The organism is Burkholderia sp. Z1 (assembly GCF_014893795.1).
In the GTDB taxonomy this organism is placed as follows: Bacteria; Pseudomonadota; Gammaproteobacteria; order Burkholderiales; family Burkholderiaceae; genus Burkholderia; species Burkholderia theae.
Genome location: NZ_JACFYL010000001.1, coordinates 1,273,297 through 1,293,566, shown reverse-complemented (window position 1 = coordinate 1,293,566; position 20,270 = coordinate 1,273,297). Strand labels below are relative to the sequence as shown.

Below are 20,270 nucleotides of genomic sequence, written 5' to 3'. Positions count from 1 at the left end.
TTCTCATGCACACACGCGCGGCCTGACCGGGCCGCGCGCCGTCACGTCAGTGCGATGCCGCGCTCGCGGCCTCGGCCGGATGGGCCTCGTCGTACGCGCGCTTCTGCGAAATCGCGTTGTACAGGATCGTCCCGATCACGAGCAGCACGGCCACGACGATCAGGATGCTCACGTTGCGGACAGGGTTCTTCTTGCGCTGATCGTTCATGGTCGGGCCAACTCCGTCAATTTCATCGAAGCGGGCATTCTACGCGCTTGCGCCCCCGCTGCGACGCCCCGTTTCCGTTCCCCCTCCCCGCCTTTCCCGCCGCCCGCCTCAAGCTTTCATTTGATAATCGTTCCCATTTCGATCTAGAATCCGGAGTCTTTCATTTTGTAATGTTCCGGATCGCTCGGGCGGCAGGCGCGCCCCGGAACGCTCCCTCGTCCACCTGCCCCACCGGAGTCTCCATGTCGAATCCGCGCACCCGCCTGCTGCCGCTCGCCGGCGCCCTTGCCCTCGCCGCGGCCGCCTTCGCGCCGCTTGCCCATGCGGCCGAGGAAGTGAGCCTGTACACCACCCGCGAACCGAAGCTGATCCAGCCGCTCATCGATGCGTTCACGAAGCAGAGCGGCGTCAAGGTGAATACGGTGTTCGTGAAGGACGGCCTGCTCGAACGCGTGAAGGCGGAAGGCGCGCAGTCGCCGGCCGACGTGCTGATGACGGTCGACATCGGCAACCTGCTCGATCTGGTCGACGGCGGGCTCGCGCAGCCGGTGCGCTCGAAGGTGCTCGACGACGCGATTCCTGCGAACCTGCGCGGCGCGAACGGCGACTGGTATGCGCTGTCGCTGCGCGACCGCGTGCTGTACGTCGAAAAGGACCTCAAGGTCGACGCGTTCCGCTACGAGGATCTCGCCGATCCGAAATGGAAAGGCAAGGTGTGCATCCGCTCGGGTCAGCATCCGTACAACACGGCACTCGTCGCGGCGATGATCGCGCACGACGGCGAAGCCGCGACCGAGAAATGGCTGCGCGGCGTGAAGGCGAACCTCGCGCGCAAGGCGACGGGCGGCGATCGCGACGTCGCGCGCGACATCCTCGGCGGCATCTGCGACGTCGGCCTCGCGAACGCGTACTACGTCGGCCACATGAAAAATTCCGAGCCCGGTACCGATGCGCGCAAGTGGGGCGACGCGATCAAGGTCGTGCGGCCCACGTTCGCGAACGCGAAGAGCGGCGGCACGCACGTCAACATCAGTGGCGCGACGGTCGCGAAGCACGCGCCGCACAAGGCCAACGCGGTGAAGCTGCTCGAATACCTGGTGTCGCCGGAAGCGCAGGCGCTGTATGCGCAGGCGAACTACGAATACCCGGTGCGCGCGAACGTGAAACTCGATCCGGTGATCGCGAGCTTCGGCACGCTGAAGGTCGATCCGCTGCCGCTGGCGGACATCGCGAAGTATCGCAAGCAGGCGAGCCAGCTGGTCGACAAGGTCGGTTTTGACAACTGATGCAGTGCGCGCCGGCACGCGCGGCCAGCCCCGTCGGCCGCGCCTGCGGCCGCGTGCGGGCAGCCTGTGGCTGATCGCGGCGCTGGCGATCGCGGCCGCGGTCGCCGCGCCGCTCGCGGTGCTGGTGGCCGCCGCGTTCGGCGCCGATCTCGCGCACTGGCGGCATCTCGCCGAATTCGTGCTGCCGCAGGCGCTCGTCAATACGTTGCTGCTGCTGGCAGGTGTCGGCGCGATCGTGTCGATCGTCGGCACCGGCTGCGCGTGGCTCGTCACCGCGTACGATTTTCCCGGCCGCAAGATGCTGACGTGGGCGCTGCTGCTGCCGCTGGCGGTCCCCACCTACATCGTCGCATTCGCGTATCTCGACCTGCTGCACCCGATCGGCCCCGTACAAGGCGCGATCCGCTGGATGCTCGGCTTCGACAGCCCGCGCCAGTTCCGCCTGCCCGACCTGCGCTCGCTGCCCGGCGCGATCTTCGTGCTCGGCTTCGTGCTGTATCCATACGTCTACCTGAGCACGCGCGCGATGTTCGTCACGCAGTCCGCGAGCCTGCTCGAAGCCGCGCGCACGCTCGGCGCGGGACGCATTGCGACGTTCTGGCGCGTCGTCGTGCCGCTCGCGCGGCCCGCGATCGCGGTCGGCGTGAGCCTCGCACTGCTCGAAACGCTGAACGACATCGGCGCGTCGGAATTTCTCGGCGTGCAAACGCTGACCGTCTCCGTCTACACGACATGGATCACGCGCTCCGATCTCGCCGGCGCCGCGCAGATCGCGCTCGCGATGCTCGCGATCGTCGTCGGCATGATCGTGCTCGAACGCTACGGGCGCCGCCGCCAGCGCTACGCGCATGGCCGGCGCATGCGGCCGATCGCGCCGCGCCGCCTCACCGGCGCGGCCGCGTTGGGCGCTGCCGTGCTCGGCTGGCTGCCCGTGCTGTTCGGTTTCGGCGCGCCGGCTGCATACCTCGCGGTCGAGACCGGCAAGCGGCTGCATCTCGTCGGCGGCGTGTCCGCGCAATTGATGACGGGGCTGGCCAACACGCTGACGATCGCGACCGCCGCCACCGCCGCGACGCTCGCGTGTGGGCTCGTCGTCGCATGGGCCGCGCGCGCGCAACGCGACAGCGCCCGTGCCGGCCCTGCCCGCGTGTGCGCGCGGATCGCGAGCCTCGGTTATGCGGTGCCGGGCACCGTGCTCGCGATCGGCCTGCTGATCCCGTTCGCGGCGGCCGACCGGCTGTTCGGCGCGGCGCTCGGCCGCGACGGGCTGCTGCTGATGGGTTCCACGGCCGCGCTCGTGATCGCCTATACCGTGCGCTTTCTCGCGATCCCGGCCGGCAGCATCGAGGCCGGCCTCGCACGCATTCCGCCGTCCCTCGAACAGGCGGCACGCTCGCTCGGCGAAACGGCCGGCGGCACGCTGCGCCGCGTGCACCTGCCGCTGCTGCGGCCCGCGCTCACGACGAGCGCGCTGCTGGTGTTCGTCGACGCGATGAAGGAATTGCCGGCGACATTGCTGCTGCGCCCGCTGAACTTCGACACGCTCGCGACCTGGCTGTATGCGGAAGCCGCGCGCGGCACCTATGAAGAAGGCGCGGTCGCCGCGCTCGCGATCGTGCTGGCCGGGCTCGTGCCCGTGATCCTGCTCGCCCGCACCCGCCACAAGATCGGAGCCTGACACCGTGAACCTGCTCGAACTCGACGACCTCTGCCTCGCCTACGACACGCCACAGGGCCGCCGCACGGTGGTCGACGGGCTGAGCCTCGCGCTGCCGCGCGGCGACATCGGCTGCCTGCTCGGCGCGTCGGGTTGCGGCAAGACCACCGTGCTGCGCGCGATCGCCGGTTTCGAACCGGTGCGGATGGGGCGCATCGTGCTGGACGGCGTGCCCGTCGCGGCGCCGTCGCTCGACGTGCCGCCCGAGCGGCGCCGCATCGGCATGATGTTCCAGGATTACGCACTGTTCCCGCACCTGAGCGCGGCCGACAACGTCGCGTTCGGCCTGCGGCGCATGCCGAAGGCCGAACGGCGCATGCGCGTCGCGGAGATGCTCGAACTCGTCGGCCTCGCCGATTCAGGTGGCGCGTATCCGCACGAGTTGTCGGGCGGCCAGCAGCAGCGTGTCGCACTCGCGCGCGCGCTCGCGCCGTCGCCGGAGCTGCTGCTGCTCGACGAGCCGTTCTCGAATCTCGACGTCGATACGCGCGAGCGGCTCGCGTTCGAGCTGCGCGACATCCTGAAACGCACGGGCCACACCGCGATCCTCGTCACGCACAACCAGGCCGAAGCGTTCGCGATCGCCGACCGGGTCGGCGTGATGAAGGACGGCCAGCTCGCCCAATGGGATACGCCGTACGCGCTGCATCACCATCCGGCCAGCCCGTTCGTCGCGGATTTCGTGCGCCGCGACGCGCTGGCCGACGAACGCGCGCGCGCACTGGCGCGCGGCCGCTGAACCCGCGCTGCCGTCCTCGCCTCGCGGCCCGGGCAGCGCCCGTGCCGCGTCAAGCCGGCTCGGAAAGATCGCGCACGGGCAGCGCGGTCGAATACTTGATCTGCTCCATCGCGAATGACGAACTGACGTCGAACAGCGGCACCGCGCGAATCAGTTGCTTGTAGACGCGGTCGTAATCGTCGATGCCGGCCACCACGACGCGCAGCAGGTAATCGGTCTCGCCGCTCATCCGGTAGACCTCGACCACTTCCGGCATGTCGCGCACCGCCTGCGTGAAACGCTGCGCCCACTCCTCGGTGTGCTGGTTCGTGCGGATCGCGACGAACACGGTCGTGCCGACCCCGAGCTTGCGCGGATCGCACAGCGCCACCTGTGCGCGAATCGCGCCGGTTTCCTTGAGCCGCTGCACCCGCTTCCAGCATGGCGTCTGGGACAGGTTCACGCGCTGTGCCAGCTCCGCGATCGGCAGCGTGGCATCCGACTGCAACAACTCCAGCAGCTTGCGATCGATGGCGTCCATTTCTCCAGTCCCTCGTAGATAGAAATTTATTCTATGCATCCTGCACAACGGGGAACAATATGGAAACCACCCCACCGCGTCGACCGGTATAAATACCAATCCGGGACGCGCGCGGCGCGAACGAATCCGCCCCGTGCACGATCCCGCCGGCCATCGCCGCTTTCCAAACGAAACAGGCGACGCCACCCGTCAAGGTAGCGTCGCCTGAAGTGCCTGCGCGTTGCGGCTGGCACGCCGCGCCCGGGCCGGGCCAGCGCTTACGCGCCGCAGACCGTCATGCCGCTCAATAGGCGACCGTCGCGATCTCGCGCACGAAGCTGTCCTGCTCGAGCACGTCGACGAACGCGGCTGCGTAGTCTTCCGCCGAGATCTTGCTGTTGCCTTGCGCGTCCACGATCAGCTTGCCGGCGCCCGTGCGGAACGTGCCCGTCCGCTCGCCCGGTGCGATCAGCGCGGCCGGCGCGAAGAACGTCCAGTCGAGATCGCCGACGGTCTGCAGATAGTCGAGCGCCTCGCGGTGCGCGAGCGCGACCGGCTTGTACGCGTCCGGGAAGCCTTCGCTGTCGACGAGCTGCTTGCCGGGCGCGACTTCGAGCGAACCGGCGCCACCCACGACGACGAGCCGCTTCAGACCCGCCTGGCGCGTGCCGGCGACCAGCGCCTTCGCGACGGCGACGACCTTCGCCGCATCTTCCTGCTTCGGACCGTACGCGCTCGCGACCACGTCGTGACCCGGCAGCGCGGCCGCGATGCTGGCCGCGTCGAACAGGTCGGCCGCCTTCGCGGTGATGCCGTCGCCGGCCGCGCCGGGATTGCGCGACAGCGCGGTGACACGATGGCCGCGTCGGGCCGCTTCCGCCGCGATACGCGAGCCGATCATGCCGGTGGCGCCAAACAGCGCGATGTTCAAGGTACGTTGCGTCATCTCGATTCTCCAGAAAGAAAAATGTGTAACATTATCGATTACATATAAGGCCGAAAAAAACGGAGCGAACCAACCGTTGCGCCGATTGCGGCACCGCCCGCCGCCCAACTTCCTACCCTGCCTGCCGCCGGTCACCCGCCGACGCGTGCTGTGCGTTACGTGCGCTGCTCCAGATCCAGCATGTCGGCCGTGACGTCAACCAGCGTGCGCGTGGAGAGCGATGCCTCCATCGCGCGCTGCGCGTCGCCGATGTAGTCGGTCAGCACACCCTGGATGTGCCGCCCGACCAGACACGCGGGGTTCGGCGCCTCGCGGTGCAGCGCGAACAGTTGCGCATCGTCGACCGCGCGATACACGTCGAGCAGCGTGATCTCGCCGGGCTCGCGCGCCAGCAGCGCGCCACCGCCCGCGCCAAGCTGCGACGTGGTCAACCCCGCAGCCGCCAGCATCGACAGCAGCCGGCGGATCAGGGCCGGATTCGTGTTCACGCTGCCCGCGATGATGTCGGACGACAACGGCACGCCCTCCTGCATCGACAGCAAGGCAAGCACGTGAACGGCAAACGCGAAGCGGCTGCTGGTATTCATTCCTCACCCACTCGGCGACGCCGGCCCGTACCGCAGCCGATGATATGTGTAACCATCATAATTACATTTAGGGAATTGTGCAAGCGGGCGTCATTCCCCGCTCGCGGGCTTGGCACCCGCGGCGTTCTGCTGGCTCCACTGCTGAAGCTTCTTGCCGGCTTCCGCGATCTTCGCACCTGCCTCGGAAGCCGCATGCGCGACGACCGCGGAAGCCGCTGCGTCGATCTGCGCCTGCGCGGCGGATGCGAGTCCGCTCGCGGACAGCGGCGGCACGGCCGATGCCGCGGACGCGATGCCGGCCTTCGCGGCGTTGAGCTGCTGGTTGACGGTGCTCGCCACCTGGTCGATCGCCTTGGCCGCATTGTTCGCGGCATCGGCGGCCGCGCTCGCGGCCGTATCGGGTTGCGTGGCCGGCGCGCCGGACTTGTCGCAGCCGGCGAGCAACAGCAGCGCACCGACGGCGACGGCCGCCAGTGCAGACCCGGGCACGCGACGCGCCCGCGAAATCTTCATGTTCATCAGCAATCTCCGGCCGCGCGTCGCACGGCCTCGTGGTTGTATCGACGTCGATGATACCGCCTGTGGAACACGCCAAATAACGATCCGTGATGAGAAACGCCTTTCAATTTCGGATTCGTCTGATTCAATCGCAGGCGCTACACCACTAAAGTGGGCACGCTTCAATCCGCTTCGGACGTGTCCCCTTTTTCTCATGGCTTTCCTCATCGACTGGTTCATCGCGCTGGCCGCACTGCTCGCCGCCACCCTGTTCCTGTGCCTGCGTCCGCCGTCGGCGCGCCGCCTGGCCGAAGCCGGGCGCCCACGCCGCGTCGCGTCCGCGCGCCTGTTCACGCAGGCCGTGATCGGCTTCTGGACGGCCGCGCTGATCGTCGCGCAAGGCATCCTCGGCCCCGACGGCGACGGCCAGTCCCTCGCGGGCTTCGCGGCGCTCGCGTTCGCCGCGCTCGGGCTGGCAACCGTCGCCGCGTACTGGTCCGCGTGCGCGCTACGGCTGCGCCGGCCGCGCGTGCTGTTCGTGCGTCACTGACGCGCCAGATCGGTGCGCTGCGACGCACCGTTGCGCACCACATCGCACCGCCGGCCCCGCCGCACGCACCAGTTCCGCACGCGTCGCACCACGCGCGTGCATCCGACGTGGTCACCAGCCCCTGCCGGCCGCGCCCCCGGAACGTGCACGATTCACCGGAATGCCGCATCGCGCGGGGCCAGAGCACCAACTCCACGCAGCCGTTCACCAAGTTGGCTCGATACTTGCATTCCTTGCCCGTTTTTTGCGCAAGGAAGCCACGGCATGGATGGTCTGAAATCCGGCGTCGACACACTGTTCCTGTTGATCGGCGCCGTCATGGTGCTCGCGATGCACGCGGGCTTCGCATTTCTCGAACTCGGCACGGTCCGCAAGAAGAACCAGGTCAACGCGCTCGTGAAGATCCTGGTCGACTTCTCGGTGTCGACGCTCGCGTATTTCTTCATCGGCTACACGATCGCCTACGGCGTCGAATTCTTCGACGACATCGGCACGCTGTCGCAGCACAACGGCTATGCGCTCGTGCGCTTCTTCTTCCTGCTGACCTTCGCGGCGGCGATCCCGGCGATCGTGTCCGGCGGCATCGCCGAGCGTGCGAAGTTCAACCCGCAACTGGTCGCGACGCTGATCATCGTCGGCTTCATCTATCCGTTCTTCGAGGGGATCGCGTGGAACGAGCGCTTCGGCGTGCAGGCGTGGCTCACGCATGCGTTCGGCGCGCCGTTCCACGATTTCGCGGGCTCGGTCGTCGTGCATGCGTTCGGCGGCTGGGTCGCGCTGCCGGCCGTGCTGCTGCTCGGCGCACGTCACGGCCGTTATGCGAAGGACGGTCGCATCGCCGCGCACCCGCCGTCGAACATCCCGTTCCTCGCGCTCGGCGCATGGGTGCTCGCGGTCGGCTGGTTCGGCTTCAACGTGATGAGCGCGCAAACGCTCGACAAGATCAGCGGCCTGGTCGCCGTGAACTCGTTGATGGCGATGGTCGGCGGCACGCTCGCCGCGTGGATGGCGGGCCGCAACGATCCGGGCTTCACGTACAACGGGCCGCTCGCGGGCCTCGTCGCGGTATGCGCGGGTTCCGACGTGATGCACCCGATCGGTGCGCTCGTCACCGGCGCCGCGGCCGGCGCGCTGTTCGTCGCGATGTTCACCTGCGTGCAGAACAAGTGGCGCATTGACGACGTGCTCGGCGTGTGGCCGCTGCACGGGATGTGCGGCGCGCTCGGCGGCCTCGCGGCCGGCGTGTTCGGTCTGCCCGCGCTCGGTGGCCTCGGCGGCGTGTCGTTCATGTCGCAACTCGTCGGCACGCTCGGCGGCATTGCGATCGCGACGGCGGGCGGCACGCTCGTCTACGGCGCGCTGAAAGCGACCGTCGGGCTGCGCCTCGATCGCGAAGCCGAATTCGACGGCGCCGACCTGTCGATCCATCGCATCTCGGCGACGCCCGAACGCGATTGAGCACCTGACGAACGCTCGACGAAATATTACGTTTTCAATTCAAAAAACTTTCATCTAGCGTCCTTACACTTCGGTCCAGTTTTCAATTTGCCTTCGCGAAGCTTGCCGCTCGCCTGCTTCCGTTTCGCGAAGGCCATTCTTCCAACAACTGAAACTGGACTCCACATGCCCGCGTTGCCCAATGCTGCCCGTCGTCAGGCCCTGAAGATCCTCGCCGGCGCGCCGATGCTGCCTCTTTCCGGCCTCGCGCTGCCGGCCCTGCTGACGGGTTGCGGCGGCGACGACAATCCGGCGTCGACGCCGGCCCCGGTCGCCGCCGCGTATACGTCGGCGACGTTCTCGGCGATGGCCGCGCCCACGCTCGACAACGCGGCCGCGATGGCCACGACGACGGTCGGCTCGACGCTGTCGGTGTCGTTCTCGGACGGCTCGGCACGCAACTTCAAGCTCGCGTACCGGCCGTTCTTCGTGACGGGCGACATGGTGCCGGACGGCAAGGGCGGCACGACGCTCGCGGGCGGCTACTACGACATCAACAACCAGCCGATCATCGACCGTTCGGTAGCCGGCAAGGAGCGCCAGTTCTATTCCGACTGCCCGGACGGCAGTTCGCTGCTCACGCTGAAGAACGCGAACGTGCCCGGCGTGAAGGGCAACACGGTGTTCGCGGTCGTGCAGTTCGAATACACAACGCGCGACCAGGCGAGCGCATCGCAGTACGGCCAGCTGCCGTCGCCGATCGCGGTGCTCACGCTCGACCAGGATCCGGCCAACGGCGCGCTGAAGGTCGTCAAGTACCACAACGTCGACACGTCGAAGGCGCACGGCCTGTGGATCACCTGCGGCGCGAGCCTGTCGCCGTGGGGCACGCACCTGTCGAGCGAGGAATACGAGCCGGACGCGACCAAGGTCGCGACCGACGCGCAGTTCAAGGCGTTCAGCAAGAACACGTTCGGCGACGAGACGAAGGCGAACCCCTACCACTACGGCCACCTGCCCGAGATCACCGTGAACGCGGACGGCACGGGCACCGTGAAGAAGCACTACTGCCTCGGCCGCATCTCGCACGAGCTGATCCAGGTGATGCCGGACCAGCGCACCGTGATGATGGGTGACGACGCAACCAACGGCGGCCTGTTCATGTTCGTCGCCGACAAGGCGGCCGACCTGTCGGCCGGCACGCTGTACGTCGCGAAGTGGACGCAGACGTCGTCGGCCGGCGCGGGCACCGCGACGCTCACGTGGATCAAGATCGGCCACGCGACCAGCAGCGAGATCGAAGCGCTCGCGAATACGCTGAAGGCGTCGGACATCATGGACCTGACGACCACCGATCCGAACGATGCGAGCTACGCGAAGATCCACTTCGGCGGCAAGTTCAACTGGATGCGCGTGAAGCCGGGGATGGAAAAGGCGGCCGCGTTCCTCGAGACGCACCGCTACGCGGCGCTGCTCGGCGGCAGCATGGCCTTCACGAAGCTCGAAGGCACGACCGTGAACGCGAAGGACAAGATCGTCTATACGGCGATGTCGCGGATCGAGACGTCGATGGTCAAGGGCAATGCGGTGTCGCGCGACGTCGCGGTCGACAAGAAGATCGCCGCGGGCGCCGTCTACGCGCTGAACCTGAAGGGCAGCCAGCGCGACACGACGGGCAGCGCGATCGACAGCGAATGGGTGCCGGTCGACATGGGCGCACCGGCCGCGCTCGTCGGCGAGGATCTCGCCGCGGCCGACGGGCTCGGCAACCTCGCGAACCCGGACAGGATCGCGAACCCCGACAACCTGAAGTTCTCCGAAAAGCTGCGCACGCTCTTCATCGGCGAGGACTCGGGCATGCACGTGAACAACTTCCTGTGGGCCTACAACGTCGACACGAAGTCGCTCGTGCGTGTGCTGTCGTGCCCGGCCGGCGCCGAATCGACGGGCCTGCACGCGGTCGACGAGATCAACGGCTGGACGTACATCATGAGCAACTTCCAGCACGCGGGCGACTGGGAATCGCCGCTGCACGACAAGGTCAAGCCGACGCTCGATCCGCTCGTGCGCGCGAACTTCAAGGATCGCTTCGGCGCAAGCGTCGGCTACCTGACGGCCGAGCAGACCAGCATCAAGCTCGCGAAGGCCTGACCGATTCGCGCGAGGGGGTTCGCGCCCCTGGCCGCCCCCTCGTGATCGGGGGCTCGCCTTTCTTCATCACCGTTCATTCGTCGGCGCTCCACGCCGGTTTATGCGCGATGCCCAGTGCGGGCGTCGCGCTTTTTTTTGCGCGCGCGAATCGCGTGAATGTCGCGCGCGAGCCTGCGCCGTCCGGGGTCGGACGGGCGTTTGCGGGGATCGGGAGATAATACGGGCCTGACGCGTCCGGGCGGACAGTCAAAAAGACGGGCAAAAAAAAGCGCCACGGAGACCGTGGCGCTAAAAAAGTTCTAGCCATTCCGAGGGCCGTGCTAGAACCTGAGAGACTGCGCGAAACATCGTTGCCGGTTAAACTCTTGAAACGATGTTTCGAAAACGTGAGACATTCTTTCCGTTTCCGCCCGACAAGTCAAGCGGTATTTGCACCGGTTCATGTACTTTCCGGCAATGCTCAATTGAGCGTTTTCCTAATAAACCAAGGGTGAACCCGTAAAATCTCATCCAATGACCGGTTTGCCCATGGAACATGCATCTTTTGACAATAGTCCTACAATACCAACAAAATTGAAATCGAGTTTCGGAATTAGAGAGAATCCCTCGTGTCGACCACTGTAACCCCGCCTGTCTCCCGAGAACGCGAATCGTCGCCCGACGAGATCACCGCGCTCGCCCGCGGCCTCGCCGTGCTGCGCCGCATCGCGGCTGCCGACGCCCCCGTCAGCAACCGCGAACTGACCGAATTGACCGGTATCCCGAAGCCGACCGTGTCGCGCATCACCGCGACGCTCGTCAGCGCCGGCTTCCTGTTCCAGCTTCCCGACAGCGAGCGCTTCGTGCTCACCGCGTCGGTGCTCGAGCTGAGCCACGGCTTCCTGCGCAACTTCGACATCCGCGCGCGGTCGCGGCCGTTCATGATCGAGCTGGCCGAACGCACGTCGCTGTCCGTGCACCTCGCGGTGCGCGACCGGCTCGACATGGTCGCGATCGACGTGATCCGGCCGCGCTCGGCCGTGCTCGTCACGCGCCTCGAGATCGGCTCGCGGATGGACATCGCGCGCACGGCAGTGGGCCGCGCGTATCTCGCCGCACTCGAGAACGACGAGCGCCGCCTGCTGCTCGACTCGCTGCGCACCACGGCGGGCGACGACTGGCCGCATGTGTCCGCGCACCTGAACCCCGCGCTCGACGACGCGATGCGCGAAGGTCACGCGATCGCGATCGGCGAATGGCGCGAGGGCCTGAATGCGGTCGCGGCCGGTTTCGTCGGCCCGTCGGGCCAGCGCTATTCGGTGAATTGCGGTGGCGCGTCGCATCAGTGCCCGCCCGAATGGCTGCAGGAACACGTGGTGCCCGCGCTGCACGAATGCATCGCGAAAATCACGCGCGAAATCGGCGGCGCACCGGCCCGGCGCGTCAGCATGTAATCGATTCGTCATCGTTCTGTCGTGTTCTGTAACGACCGTAACCCGTTGAAAGATAGACCACTGGACTGTAACGGGGACGGGACGTAGGATCATGCCCATCGTCGCGCCGCATTCGCGGTGCGCACCGCTCTTTTCCCGCGCGGGTCGGCGGGGCCCCGGACCGAGCCGGCCCTCCCGACACCGCATGCCCACGCGCAGCCCAGCAAGCAGTCCGCTTCCCGGCACCCCGCGCCGTCTTCCTGACAGAAACGATGGATAACGAACAAAAGCCCACGCCCCCTTCGAAAGACCCTGCCGCACCCGCTGCACGACGTCCGCGCCGCACGCTGCTGGTCGGTACGATCGCGGTCGTCGTCATCGGCGGCCTGCTGTGGTGGCATCCGTGGAACCGCACGCCCGCCGCCGCCGCGGCCGGCAGCGCGGCCCAGGGGGCGAGCAGCGGTAGTGGCGCGCGTCACAGCCGTGGCGGCCCCGCCGCGATGGCGAACCTGCCGCAGCCCGTGTCGGTCGCGACCGCGACGCAGGGCGAGATGCCGATCGTGCTGTCCGCGCTCGGCACCGTGACGCCGCTCGCGAACGTGACGGTCAAGACGCAGCTGTCGGGCTACCTGCAGTCGGTCGCGTTCCAGGAAGGCCAGATCGTCAAGAAAGGCGACGTGCTCGCGCAGATCGACCCGCGTCCGTACCAGGTGTCGCTCGAGAACGCCGAAGGCACGCACGCGCGCGACGCGGCGTTGCTCGCGACGGCCCGCCTCGACCTGAAGCGCTACCAGACGCTGCTGTCGCAGGATTCGATCGCATCGCAAACCGTCGATACGCAGGCATCGCTCGTCAAGCAATACGAAGGGGCGGTGAAGACCGACCAGGCCGCGATCGATTCCGCGAAGCTGAACCTCACCTATGCACGCATCACGGCGCCCGTGTCGGGCCGCGTCGGCCTGCGCCAGGTCGACCCCGGCAACTACGTGACGCCGGGCGACAGCAACGGCATCGTCGTGATCACGCAGCTGCAGCCGATGAGCGTGATCTTCACGACGTCGGAAGACAACCTGCCGCAGATCATCAAGCAGGTGAACGCGGGCCAGAAGCTGTCGGTCACCGCGTACAACCGCAACAACACCGTGCCGCTCGAGACGGGCTCGCTCGCGACGCTCGACAACCAGATCGACACGAGCACGGGCACGGTCAAGCTGCGCGCGAACTTCGATAACAAGGAAGGCATGCTGTTCCCGAATCAGTTCGTGAACACGCGGCTGCTCGTCGACGTGATGCGCAATGCGACGATCGTGCCGACGTCCGCCGTGCTGACGGGCTCGATCGGCCAGTTCGTCTACGTCGTGAAACCCGACAACACGGTAACGGTACGCAAGGTCACACCCGGCCCGGTCGACGGCGAACGCACGAGCATCGTCAGCGGCGTCGCGCTCGGCGAGCGCGTGGTGACCGACGGGTCCGACCGCCTGCGCGAAGGCGCGACGATCTCGATTCCGGCCGACAAGCCGAAAGGCGCGTCAGGCGCGCACGGCGCCGGTGCGGCGTCGGGTGCATCGGGCGCGGGCGGCCATCGCGGCGGACACAAGCACGGTGCGTCGCAAGCAGCGGCCCAATAACGCGCGGGCCGCTCGATGAATCCATCCCGCCTCTTCATTCTCCGGCCGGTCGGCACCGCCCTCCTGATGGCGGCGATCATGCTGGCCGGTCTCGTCGCACTACGTTTCCTGCCGCTCGCCGCGCTGCCCGAGGTCGACTATCCGACCATCCAGGTCCAGACCTTCTACCCGGGCGCGAGCCCGGAGGTGATGACCTCGTCGGTCACCGCGCCGCTCGAACGGCAGTTCGGGCAGATGCCGTCGCTGAACCAGATGTCGTCGCAAAGCTCGGCCGGCGCGTCGGTGATCACGCTGCAGTTCTCGCTCGACCTGCCGCTCGATATCGCCGAACAGGAAGTGCAGGCCGCGATCAACGCGGCCGGCAACCTGCTGCCGTCCGACCTCCCTGCCCCGCCGATCTACGCGAAGGTCAACCCGGCCGACGCGCCGGTGATCACGCTCGCGGTCACGTCGAAGACGCTGCCGCTCACGCAGGTACAGGATCTGGCGGACACGCGCCTCGCGATGAAGATCTCGCAGATCGCGGGCGTCGGCCTCGTCAGCCTCTCGGGCGGCAACCGCCCGGCCGTGCGCATCCAGGCGAACCCGACCGCGCTCGCGCAGTACGGGATGAACCTCGACGATCTCCGCACGACGATCTCGAACCTGAACGTGAACACGCCGAAGGGCAACTTCGACGGCCCGACGCGCGCGTACACGATCAACGCGAACGACCAGCTCACGAGCGCCGACCAGTACAACAGCGCCGTCGTCGCCTACAAGAACGGCCGCCCGGTGATGCTCACCGACGTCGCGACGGTCGTCGCCGGCTCGGAGAACACCAAGCTCGGCGCGTGGGTGAATTCGGAGCCCGCGATCATCCTGAACGTGCAGCGCCAGCCCGGCGCGAACGTGATCCAGACGGTCGACGCGATCAAGGCGCAGTTGCCGAAGCTGCAGGAAACGCTGCCTGCCGCGCTCGACGTGCAGATCGTCACCGACCGCACGACGATGATCCGCGCGGCCGTGCGCGACGTGCAGTTCGAGCTGCTGCTCGCGGTCGGGCTCGTCGTGCTCGTGATGTACCTGTTCCTCGCGAACATCTACGCCACCATCATCCCGAGCCTGTCGGTGCCGCTGTCGCTGATCGGCACGCTCGCGGTGATGTACATGGCCGGCTTCTCGCTGAACAACCTGTCGCTGATGGCGCTCACCATCGCGACCGGCTTCGTCGTCGACGACGCGATCGTGATGATCGAGAACATCGCGCGCTACGTCGAGGAAGGCGAATCGGGGCTCGAGGCCGCGCTGAAGGGCTCGAAGCAGATCGGCTTCACGATCATCTCGCTGACGGTGTCGCTGATCGCGGTGCTGATCCCGCTGCTGTTCATGGGCGACGTGGTCGGGCGCCTGTTCCATGAGTTCGCGATCACGCTCGCGGTGACGATCGTGATCTCGGCGATCGTGTCGCTCACGCTCGTGCCGATGATGTGCGCGAAGCTGCTGCGCCATTCGCCGCCGCCCGAGAGCCACCGCTTCGAGGCACGTGTGCACCGCGCGATCGACTGGGTGATCGCGCGCTACGGGGTCGCGCTCGAATGGGTGCTGAACCGCCAGGGCTCGACGCTCGTGGTCGCGGTGCTGACGCTCGTGCTGACCGGGCTGCTGTACGTGTACGTGCCGAAGGGCTTCTTCCCCGCGCAGGATACGGGCGTGATCCAGGCGATCACGCAGGCGCCGCAGTCGATCTCGTACGGCGCGATGGCCGAACGCCAGCAGGCGCTCGCGGCCGAGATCCTGAAGGATCCGAACGTCGACAGCCTCACGTCGTTCATCGGCGTCGACGGCAGCAACATCACGTTGAACAGCGGCCGGATGCTGATCAACCTGAAGGCGCGCGACGATCGCTCCGAAACGGCCGCGCAGATCATCCGCGACCTGCAGCACCGCGTCGCGAACATCACGGGCATCTCGCTGTTCATGCAGTCGGTGCAGGATCTGACGATCGACTCGACCGTCAGCCCGACGCAGTACCAGTTCATGCTGACGAGCCCGAACCCGGACGAATTCGCGACCTGGGTGCCGAAGCTCGTCGCGCGGCTGCAGCAGGAGCCGTCGCTCGCCGACGTCGCGACCGACCTGCAGAGCAACGGCCAGTCCGTCTACATCGAGATCGACCGCGCGAGCGCCGCGCGCTTCGGCGTCACGCCGGCGACCGTCGACAACGCGCTGTACGACGCGTTCGGCCAGCGCATCGTGTCGACGATCTTCACGCAGTCGAACCAGTACCGCGTGATTCTCGAATCCGAACCGAAGGAGCAGCACTACGCGCAGTCGCTGAACGACATCTACCTGCCGTCGGCCGGCGGCGGCCAGGTGCCGCTGTCGTCGATCGCGGCGTTCCACGAGCGGCCGTCGCCGCTGCTGGTCGCGCACCTGTCGCAGTTCCCGTCGACGACGATCTCGTTCAACCTCGCGGCCGGCGCATCGCTCGGCGAGGCCGTCAAGGCGATCGATGCCGCCGAGAAGGACATCGCCCTGCCCGCGTCGTTCCAGACGCGCTTCCAGGGTGCGGCGCTCGCGTTCCAGGCATCGCTGTCGAACCAGCTGTTCCTGATCCTCGCGGCGGTCATCACGATGTACATCGTGCTCGGCGTGCTGTACGAGAGCTACATCCACCCGATCACGATCCTGTCGACGCTGCCGTCGGCCGGTGTCGGCGCGCTGCTCGCGCTGATGATCACCGGGCACGATCTCGACATCATCGGGATCATCGGCATCGTGCTGCTGATCGGTATCGTGAAGAAGAACGCGATCATGATGATCGACTTCGCGCTCGAGGCCGAACGCGTCGAAGGCAAGCCGCCGCGCGAGGCGATCTACCAGGCGTGCCTGCTGCGTTTCCGGCCGATCCTGATGACGACGCTCGCCGCGCTGCTCGGCGCGGTGCCGCTGATCGTCGGCTCCGGCGCGGGCTCCGAGCTGCGCCAGCCGCTCGGGATCGCGATCGCCGGCGGCCTGATCGTGTCGCAGGTGCTGACGCTGTTCACGACACCCGTGATCTACCTCGGCTTCGACTCGCTCGCGCGCCGCGTGCGCGGCTGGTTCGAACGCCACGGCCCCGATGCCGGCAAGCGCACGGATGCGTAAATGAAACGACCCCCACGCTCACTTCGTTCGCGTGGGGGGGCGCAGCCCCCCCATCTCCCGAAAACGCATCCGTCGGAACACGCGGCGGCCCAGCGAGTGCCGACATGAACCTGTCGCGCCCCTTCATCACCCGCCCCGTTGCGACGACGCTGCTCGCGATCGGCGTCGCGCTCGCGGGCCTGTTCGCGTTCATCAAGCTGCCGGTGTCGCCGCTGCCGCAGGTCGACTTCCCGACCATCTCGGTGCAGGCGTCGCTGCCGGGCGCGAGCCCCGAGACCGTCGCGACCAGCGTGACGAGCCCGCTCGAACGGCACCTCGGCTCGATCGCCGACGTCTCCGAGATGACGTCGACGAGCACGGTCGGCAATGCGCGGATCACCCTGCAGTTCGGCCTGAACCGCGACATCGACGGCGCCGCGCGCGACGTGCAGGCCGCGATCAACGCGGCACGCGCCGACCTGCCCGCCGCGCTGAAGAGCAACCCGACCTACCGCAAGGTCAACCCGGCCGACTCGCCGATCATGATCGTGTCGCTGACGTCGGAGACCTCGTCAGCCGCGAAACTGTACGACGCCGCGTCGACGGTGCTGCAGCAGTCGCTGTCGCAGATCGACGGGATCGGCCAGGTCTCGGTGAGCGGGTCCGCGAACCCGGCCGTGCGCGTCGAGCTCGAACCGCAGGCGCTGTTCCACTACGGGATCGGCCTCGAGGACGTGCGCGCGGCGCTCGCGTCCGCGAACGCCAACGCGCCGAAGGGCGCGATCGAATTCGGCCCGCAGCGCTACCAGCTCTATACGAACGACCAGGCGTCCGAGGCGTCGCAATACCGCGACCTCGTGGTTGCCTACCGCAACGGCGCGGCCGTGCGCCTGTCCGACCTGTCCGACGTCGTCGATTCGGTCGAGGACCTGCGCAACCTCGGTTTGTCGAACGGCAAGCGCGCGGTGCTCGTGATCCTCTACCGCTCGCCCGGCGCGAACATCATCGAGACGATCGACCGCGTGCGCGCGGCGCTGCCGCAACTCACCGCGTCGCTGCCGGCCGACATCACGGTCACGCCCGTACTCGACCGCTCGACGACGATCCGCGCGTCGCTGAAGGACACCGAGCACACGCTGCTGATCGCGATCAGCCTCGTCGTGATGGTCGTGTTCCTGTTCCTGCGCAACTGGCGCGCGACGCTGATCCCGAGCGTCGCGGTGCCGATCTCGATCATCGGCACGTTCGGCGCGATGTACCTGCTCGGCTTCTCGATCGACAACCTGTCGCTGATGGCGCTGATCGTCGCGACCGGCTTCGTCGTCGACGATGCGATCGTCGTGCTCGAGAACATCTCGCGGCACATCGAGAACGGCAAGTCGCGGATGCAGGCCGCGTTCGACGGCGCGCGCGAAGTCGGCTTCACCGTGTTGTCGATGAGCATCTCGCTCGTCGCGGTGTTCCTGCCGATCCTACTGATGGGCGGCATCGTCGGGCGCCTGTTCCGTGAGTTCGCGCTGACGCTGTCGCTCGCGATCGCCGTGTCGCTCGCGGTGTCGCTCACCGTCACGCCGATGATGTGCGCACGCCTGCTGGCCGAATCGCACGACCCGCAAACCGAGGGCCGCTTCGCGCGCTTCCTCGAGCGCTGCTTCGCGCGCATGCAGCGCGGCTACGAGCGCTCGCTGTCGTGGGCGCTGCGCCGGCCGCTGCTGATCCTGATGACCCTGTTCGCCACGATCGGGCTGAACGTGTACCTGTACATCGTCGTGCCGAAGGGCTTCTTTCCGCAGCAGGACACCGGGCTGATGATCGGCGGCATCCAGGCCGACCAGTCGACGTCGTTCCAGGCGATGAAGCTGAAGTTCTCCGAGATGATGCGGATCGTGCAGAGCAACCCGAACGTGAAGAGCGTCGCGGGTTTCACCGGCGGCACGCAGACCAACTCGGGCTTCATGTTCGTCACGCTGAAGGATCGCACCGAGCGCAAGCTGACGGCCGACCAGGTGATCCAGCAGCTGCGCCCGCCGCTGTCGGACGTCGCGGGTGCACGCACGTTCCTGCAGGCCGCGCAGGACATCCGCGTCGGCGGCCGGCAGAGCAACGCGCAGTACCAGTTCACGCTGCTCGGCGATTCGAGCGCCGACCTGTACAAGTGGGGGCCGATCCTGACCGAGGCGCTGCAGAAGCGCCCCGAACTGACCGACGTGAACTCCGACCAGCAGCAAGGCGGCCTCGAGGCGATGGTGACGATCGACCGCGCGACGGCCGCGCGATTCGGCATCAAGCCCGCGCAGATCGACAACACGCTGTACGACGCGTTCGGCCAGCGCCAGGTCTCGACGATCTACAACCCGCTGAACCAGTACCACGTCGTGATGGAAGTCGCGCCGAAATACTGGCAGAGCCCCGAGATGCTGAACCAGGTGTGGGTCAGCACGTCGGGCGGCAGCGCGAACGGCTCGCAGACCACCAACGCGGCGGCCGGCACCTACGTCGCGACGTCGGCCGGCACGTCGAGCGCCGGCACGGCCACCCAGAGCGCCGCGGCAATCGCGTCCGATTCCGCGCGCAACCAGGCGCTCAACGCGATCGCGGCCAGCGGCAAGTCGAGCGCGTCGTCGGGTGCATCGGTGTCGACGTCGAAATCGACGATGATCCCGCTGTCGGCGATTGCCACGTTCGGGCCGAGCACGACGCCGCTGTCGGTCAACCACCAGGGCCTGTTCGTCGCGACGACGATCTCGTTCAACCTGCCGCCGGGCGTGTCGCTGTCGCAGGCGACCCAGGTGATCTACCAGACGATGGCGCAGCTCGGCGTCCCGCCGACGATCGTCGGCAGCTTCCAGGGCACCGCGCAGGCGTTCCAGCAGTCGCTGGACAACCAGCCGATCCTGATCCTCGCCGCGCTGCTGGCCGTCTATATCGTGCTCGGGATCCTGTACGAGAGCTACATCCACCCGATCACGATCCTGTCGACGCTGCCGTCGGCCGGTGTCGGTGCGCTGCTTGCGCTGCTGCTGTTCAAGACCGAGTTCAGCATCATCGCGCTGATCGGCGTGATCCTGCTGATCGGCATCGTGAAGAAGAACGCGATCATGATGGTCGACTTCGCGATCGACCAGACGCGCAACAACCAGAAGTCGTCGTTCGACGCGATCCACGAGGCATGCCTGCTGCGCTTCCGCCCGATCATGATGACGACGATGGCTGCGCTGCTGGGCGCGCTGCCGCTCGCGTTCGGCAGCGGCGACGGCGCCGAGCTGCGCGCGCCGCTCGGGATCGCGATCGCCGGCGGCCTGATCGTGTCGCAGGTGCTGACGCTCTATACGACGCCGGTCGTCTATCTGTACATGGACCGGCTGCGCGTGAGGGCGGAGAAGCGCCGCAACCGCCGCGGGAATTCCGGCGGGCCGGCGGTCGCCGGGGAGTGATGGCGCGCGGGCCGGGTTGTTCCGCCCCGCGTGCTGGCCAGCACCGTCGCGAAGTCCCGGGCAAACG

General features: G+C 67.4%; 15 protein-coding genes. 10 read left to right on the top strand and 5 right to left on the bottom strand.

The features are described 5' to 3' along the window. Positions 1-46 precede the first annotated feature (46 nt). On the bottom strand, positions 47-208 hold the full coding sequence (locus H3H55_RS06005) for a hypothetical protein (protein WP_009688068.1): 162 nt from the start codon (positions 206-208) through the stop codon (positions 47-49). A 242-nt stretch (positions 209-450) separates the two neighbouring features. On the opposite strand from H3H55_RS06005, the gene H3H55_RS06000 reads away from it, so the two are divergent. Genes H3H55_RS06000 through H3H55_RS05990 form a run of 3 tightly spaced genes read left to right on the top strand, consistent with a single transcriptional unit; the run spans position 451 to position 3,950 of the window. After that, positions 451-1,494, top strand: coding sequence for a Fe(3+) ABC transporter substrate-binding protein (locus tag H3H55_RS06000; protein WP_193097970.1), 1,044 nt, complete (start codon positions 451-453; stop codon positions 1,492-1,494). Positions 1,495-1,537: 43 nt separating this feature from the next. Further along, complete coding sequence (locus H3H55_RS05995) at positions 1,538-3,172, top strand: ABC transporter permease (RefSeq protein ID WP_226800112.1); 1,635 nt, start codon at positions 1,538-1,540, stop codon at positions 3,170-3,172. Between the two features lie 4 nt (positions 3,173-3,176). Beyond that, positions 3,177-3,950, top strand: a complete 774-nt coding sequence (locus tag H3H55_RS05990) for an ABC transporter ATP-binding protein (RefSeq protein ID WP_193097969.1) — start codon at positions 3,177-3,179, stop codon at positions 3,948-3,950. A gap of 49 nt (positions 3,951-3,999) precedes the next feature. Here the strand turns inward: H3H55_RS05990 and H3H55_RS05985 are convergent, their stop codons facing one another. The 4 genes from H3H55_RS05985 to H3H55_RS05970 all read right to left on the bottom strand — a co-directional run bounded on the left by H3H55_RS05985 (position 4,000) and on the right by H3H55_RS05970 (position 6,501). After that, the gene (locus tag H3H55_RS05985) at positions 4,000-4,470 is read right to left on the bottom strand and encodes an Lrp/AsnC family transcriptional regulator (protein WP_129514137.1); all 471 of its coding nucleotides are present in this window, start codon (positions 4,468-4,470) and stop codon (positions 4,000-4,002) included. A 283-nt stretch (positions 4,471-4,753) separates the two neighbouring features. After that, positions 4,754-5,395: an NAD(P)-dependent oxidoreductase gene (locus H3H55_RS05980; protein ID WP_193097968.1), complete on the bottom strand. Its 642-nt coding sequence runs from the start codon at positions 5,393-5,395 to the stop codon at positions 4,754-4,756. 155 nt (positions 5,396-5,550) lie between these two features. Continuing rightward, positions 5,551-5,982, bottom strand: a complete 432-nt coding sequence (locus tag H3H55_RS05975) for an Rrf2 family transcriptional regulator (RefSeq protein WP_129514135.1) — start codon at positions 5,980-5,982, stop codon at positions 5,551-5,553. Between the two features lie 90 nt (positions 5,983-6,072). Continuing rightward, positions 6,073-6,501, bottom strand: coding sequence for a hypothetical protein (locus H3H55_RS05970; RefSeq protein WP_193097967.1), 429 nt, complete (start codon positions 6,499-6,501; stop codon positions 6,073-6,075). Between the two features lie 193 nt (positions 6,502-6,694). Between H3H55_RS05970 and H3H55_RS05965 the strand changes: the two genes are divergently transcribed. The 7 genes from H3H55_RS05965 to H3H55_RS05935 all read left to right on the top strand — a co-directional run bounded on the left by H3H55_RS05965 (position 6,695) and on the right by H3H55_RS05935 (position 20,203). Continuing rightward, positions 6,695-7,030, top strand: a complete 336-nt coding sequence (locus H3H55_RS05965) for a hypothetical protein (RefSeq protein WP_193097966.1) — start codon at positions 6,695-6,697, stop codon at positions 7,028-7,030. 264 nt (positions 7,031-7,294) lie between these two features. Beyond that, positions 7,295-8,488 carry an ammonium transporter gene (locus tag H3H55_RS05960; RefSeq protein WP_174915174.1) on the top strand — a complete coding sequence of 398 codons (1,194 nt, stop codon included), beginning with the start codon at positions 7,295-7,297 and terminating at the stop codon, positions 8,486-8,488. 165 nt (positions 8,489-8,653) lie between these two features. Next, positions 8,654-10,618, top strand: a complete 1,965-nt coding sequence (locus H3H55_RS05955) for a PhoX family protein (protein WP_193097965.1) — start codon at positions 8,654-8,656, stop codon at positions 10,616-10,618. A gap of 608 nt (positions 10,619-11,226) precedes the next feature. Then, entirely contained in the window at positions 11,227-12,051 is an 825-nt protein-coding gene (locus H3H55_RS05950) for an IclR family transcriptional regulator (RefSeq protein ID WP_129514130.1), read from the top strand. A 251-nt stretch (positions 12,052-12,302) separates the two neighbouring features. Further along, positions 12,303-13,661 carry an MdtA/MuxA family multidrug efflux RND transporter periplasmic adaptor subunit gene (locus H3H55_RS05945; RefSeq protein ID WP_193097964.1) on the top strand — a complete coding sequence of 453 codons (1,359 nt, stop codon included), beginning with the start codon at positions 12,303-12,305 and terminating at the stop codon, positions 13,659-13,661. Positions 13,662-13,676: 15 nt separating this feature from the next. Next, on the top strand, positions 13,677-16,790 hold the full coding sequence (locus H3H55_RS05940) for an MdtB/MuxB family multidrug efflux RND transporter permease subunit (protein ID WP_193097963.1): 3,114 nt from the start codon (positions 13,677-13,679) through the stop codon (positions 16,788-16,790). A gap of 104 nt (positions 16,791-16,894) precedes the next feature. Then, a complete protein-coding gene (locus tag H3H55_RS05935; RefSeq protein ID WP_193097962.1) occupies positions 16,895-20,203 on the top strand; it encodes an efflux RND transporter permease subunit in 3,309 nt (1,102 codons plus the stop codon). Positions 20,204-20,270 lie beyond the last annotated feature (67 nt).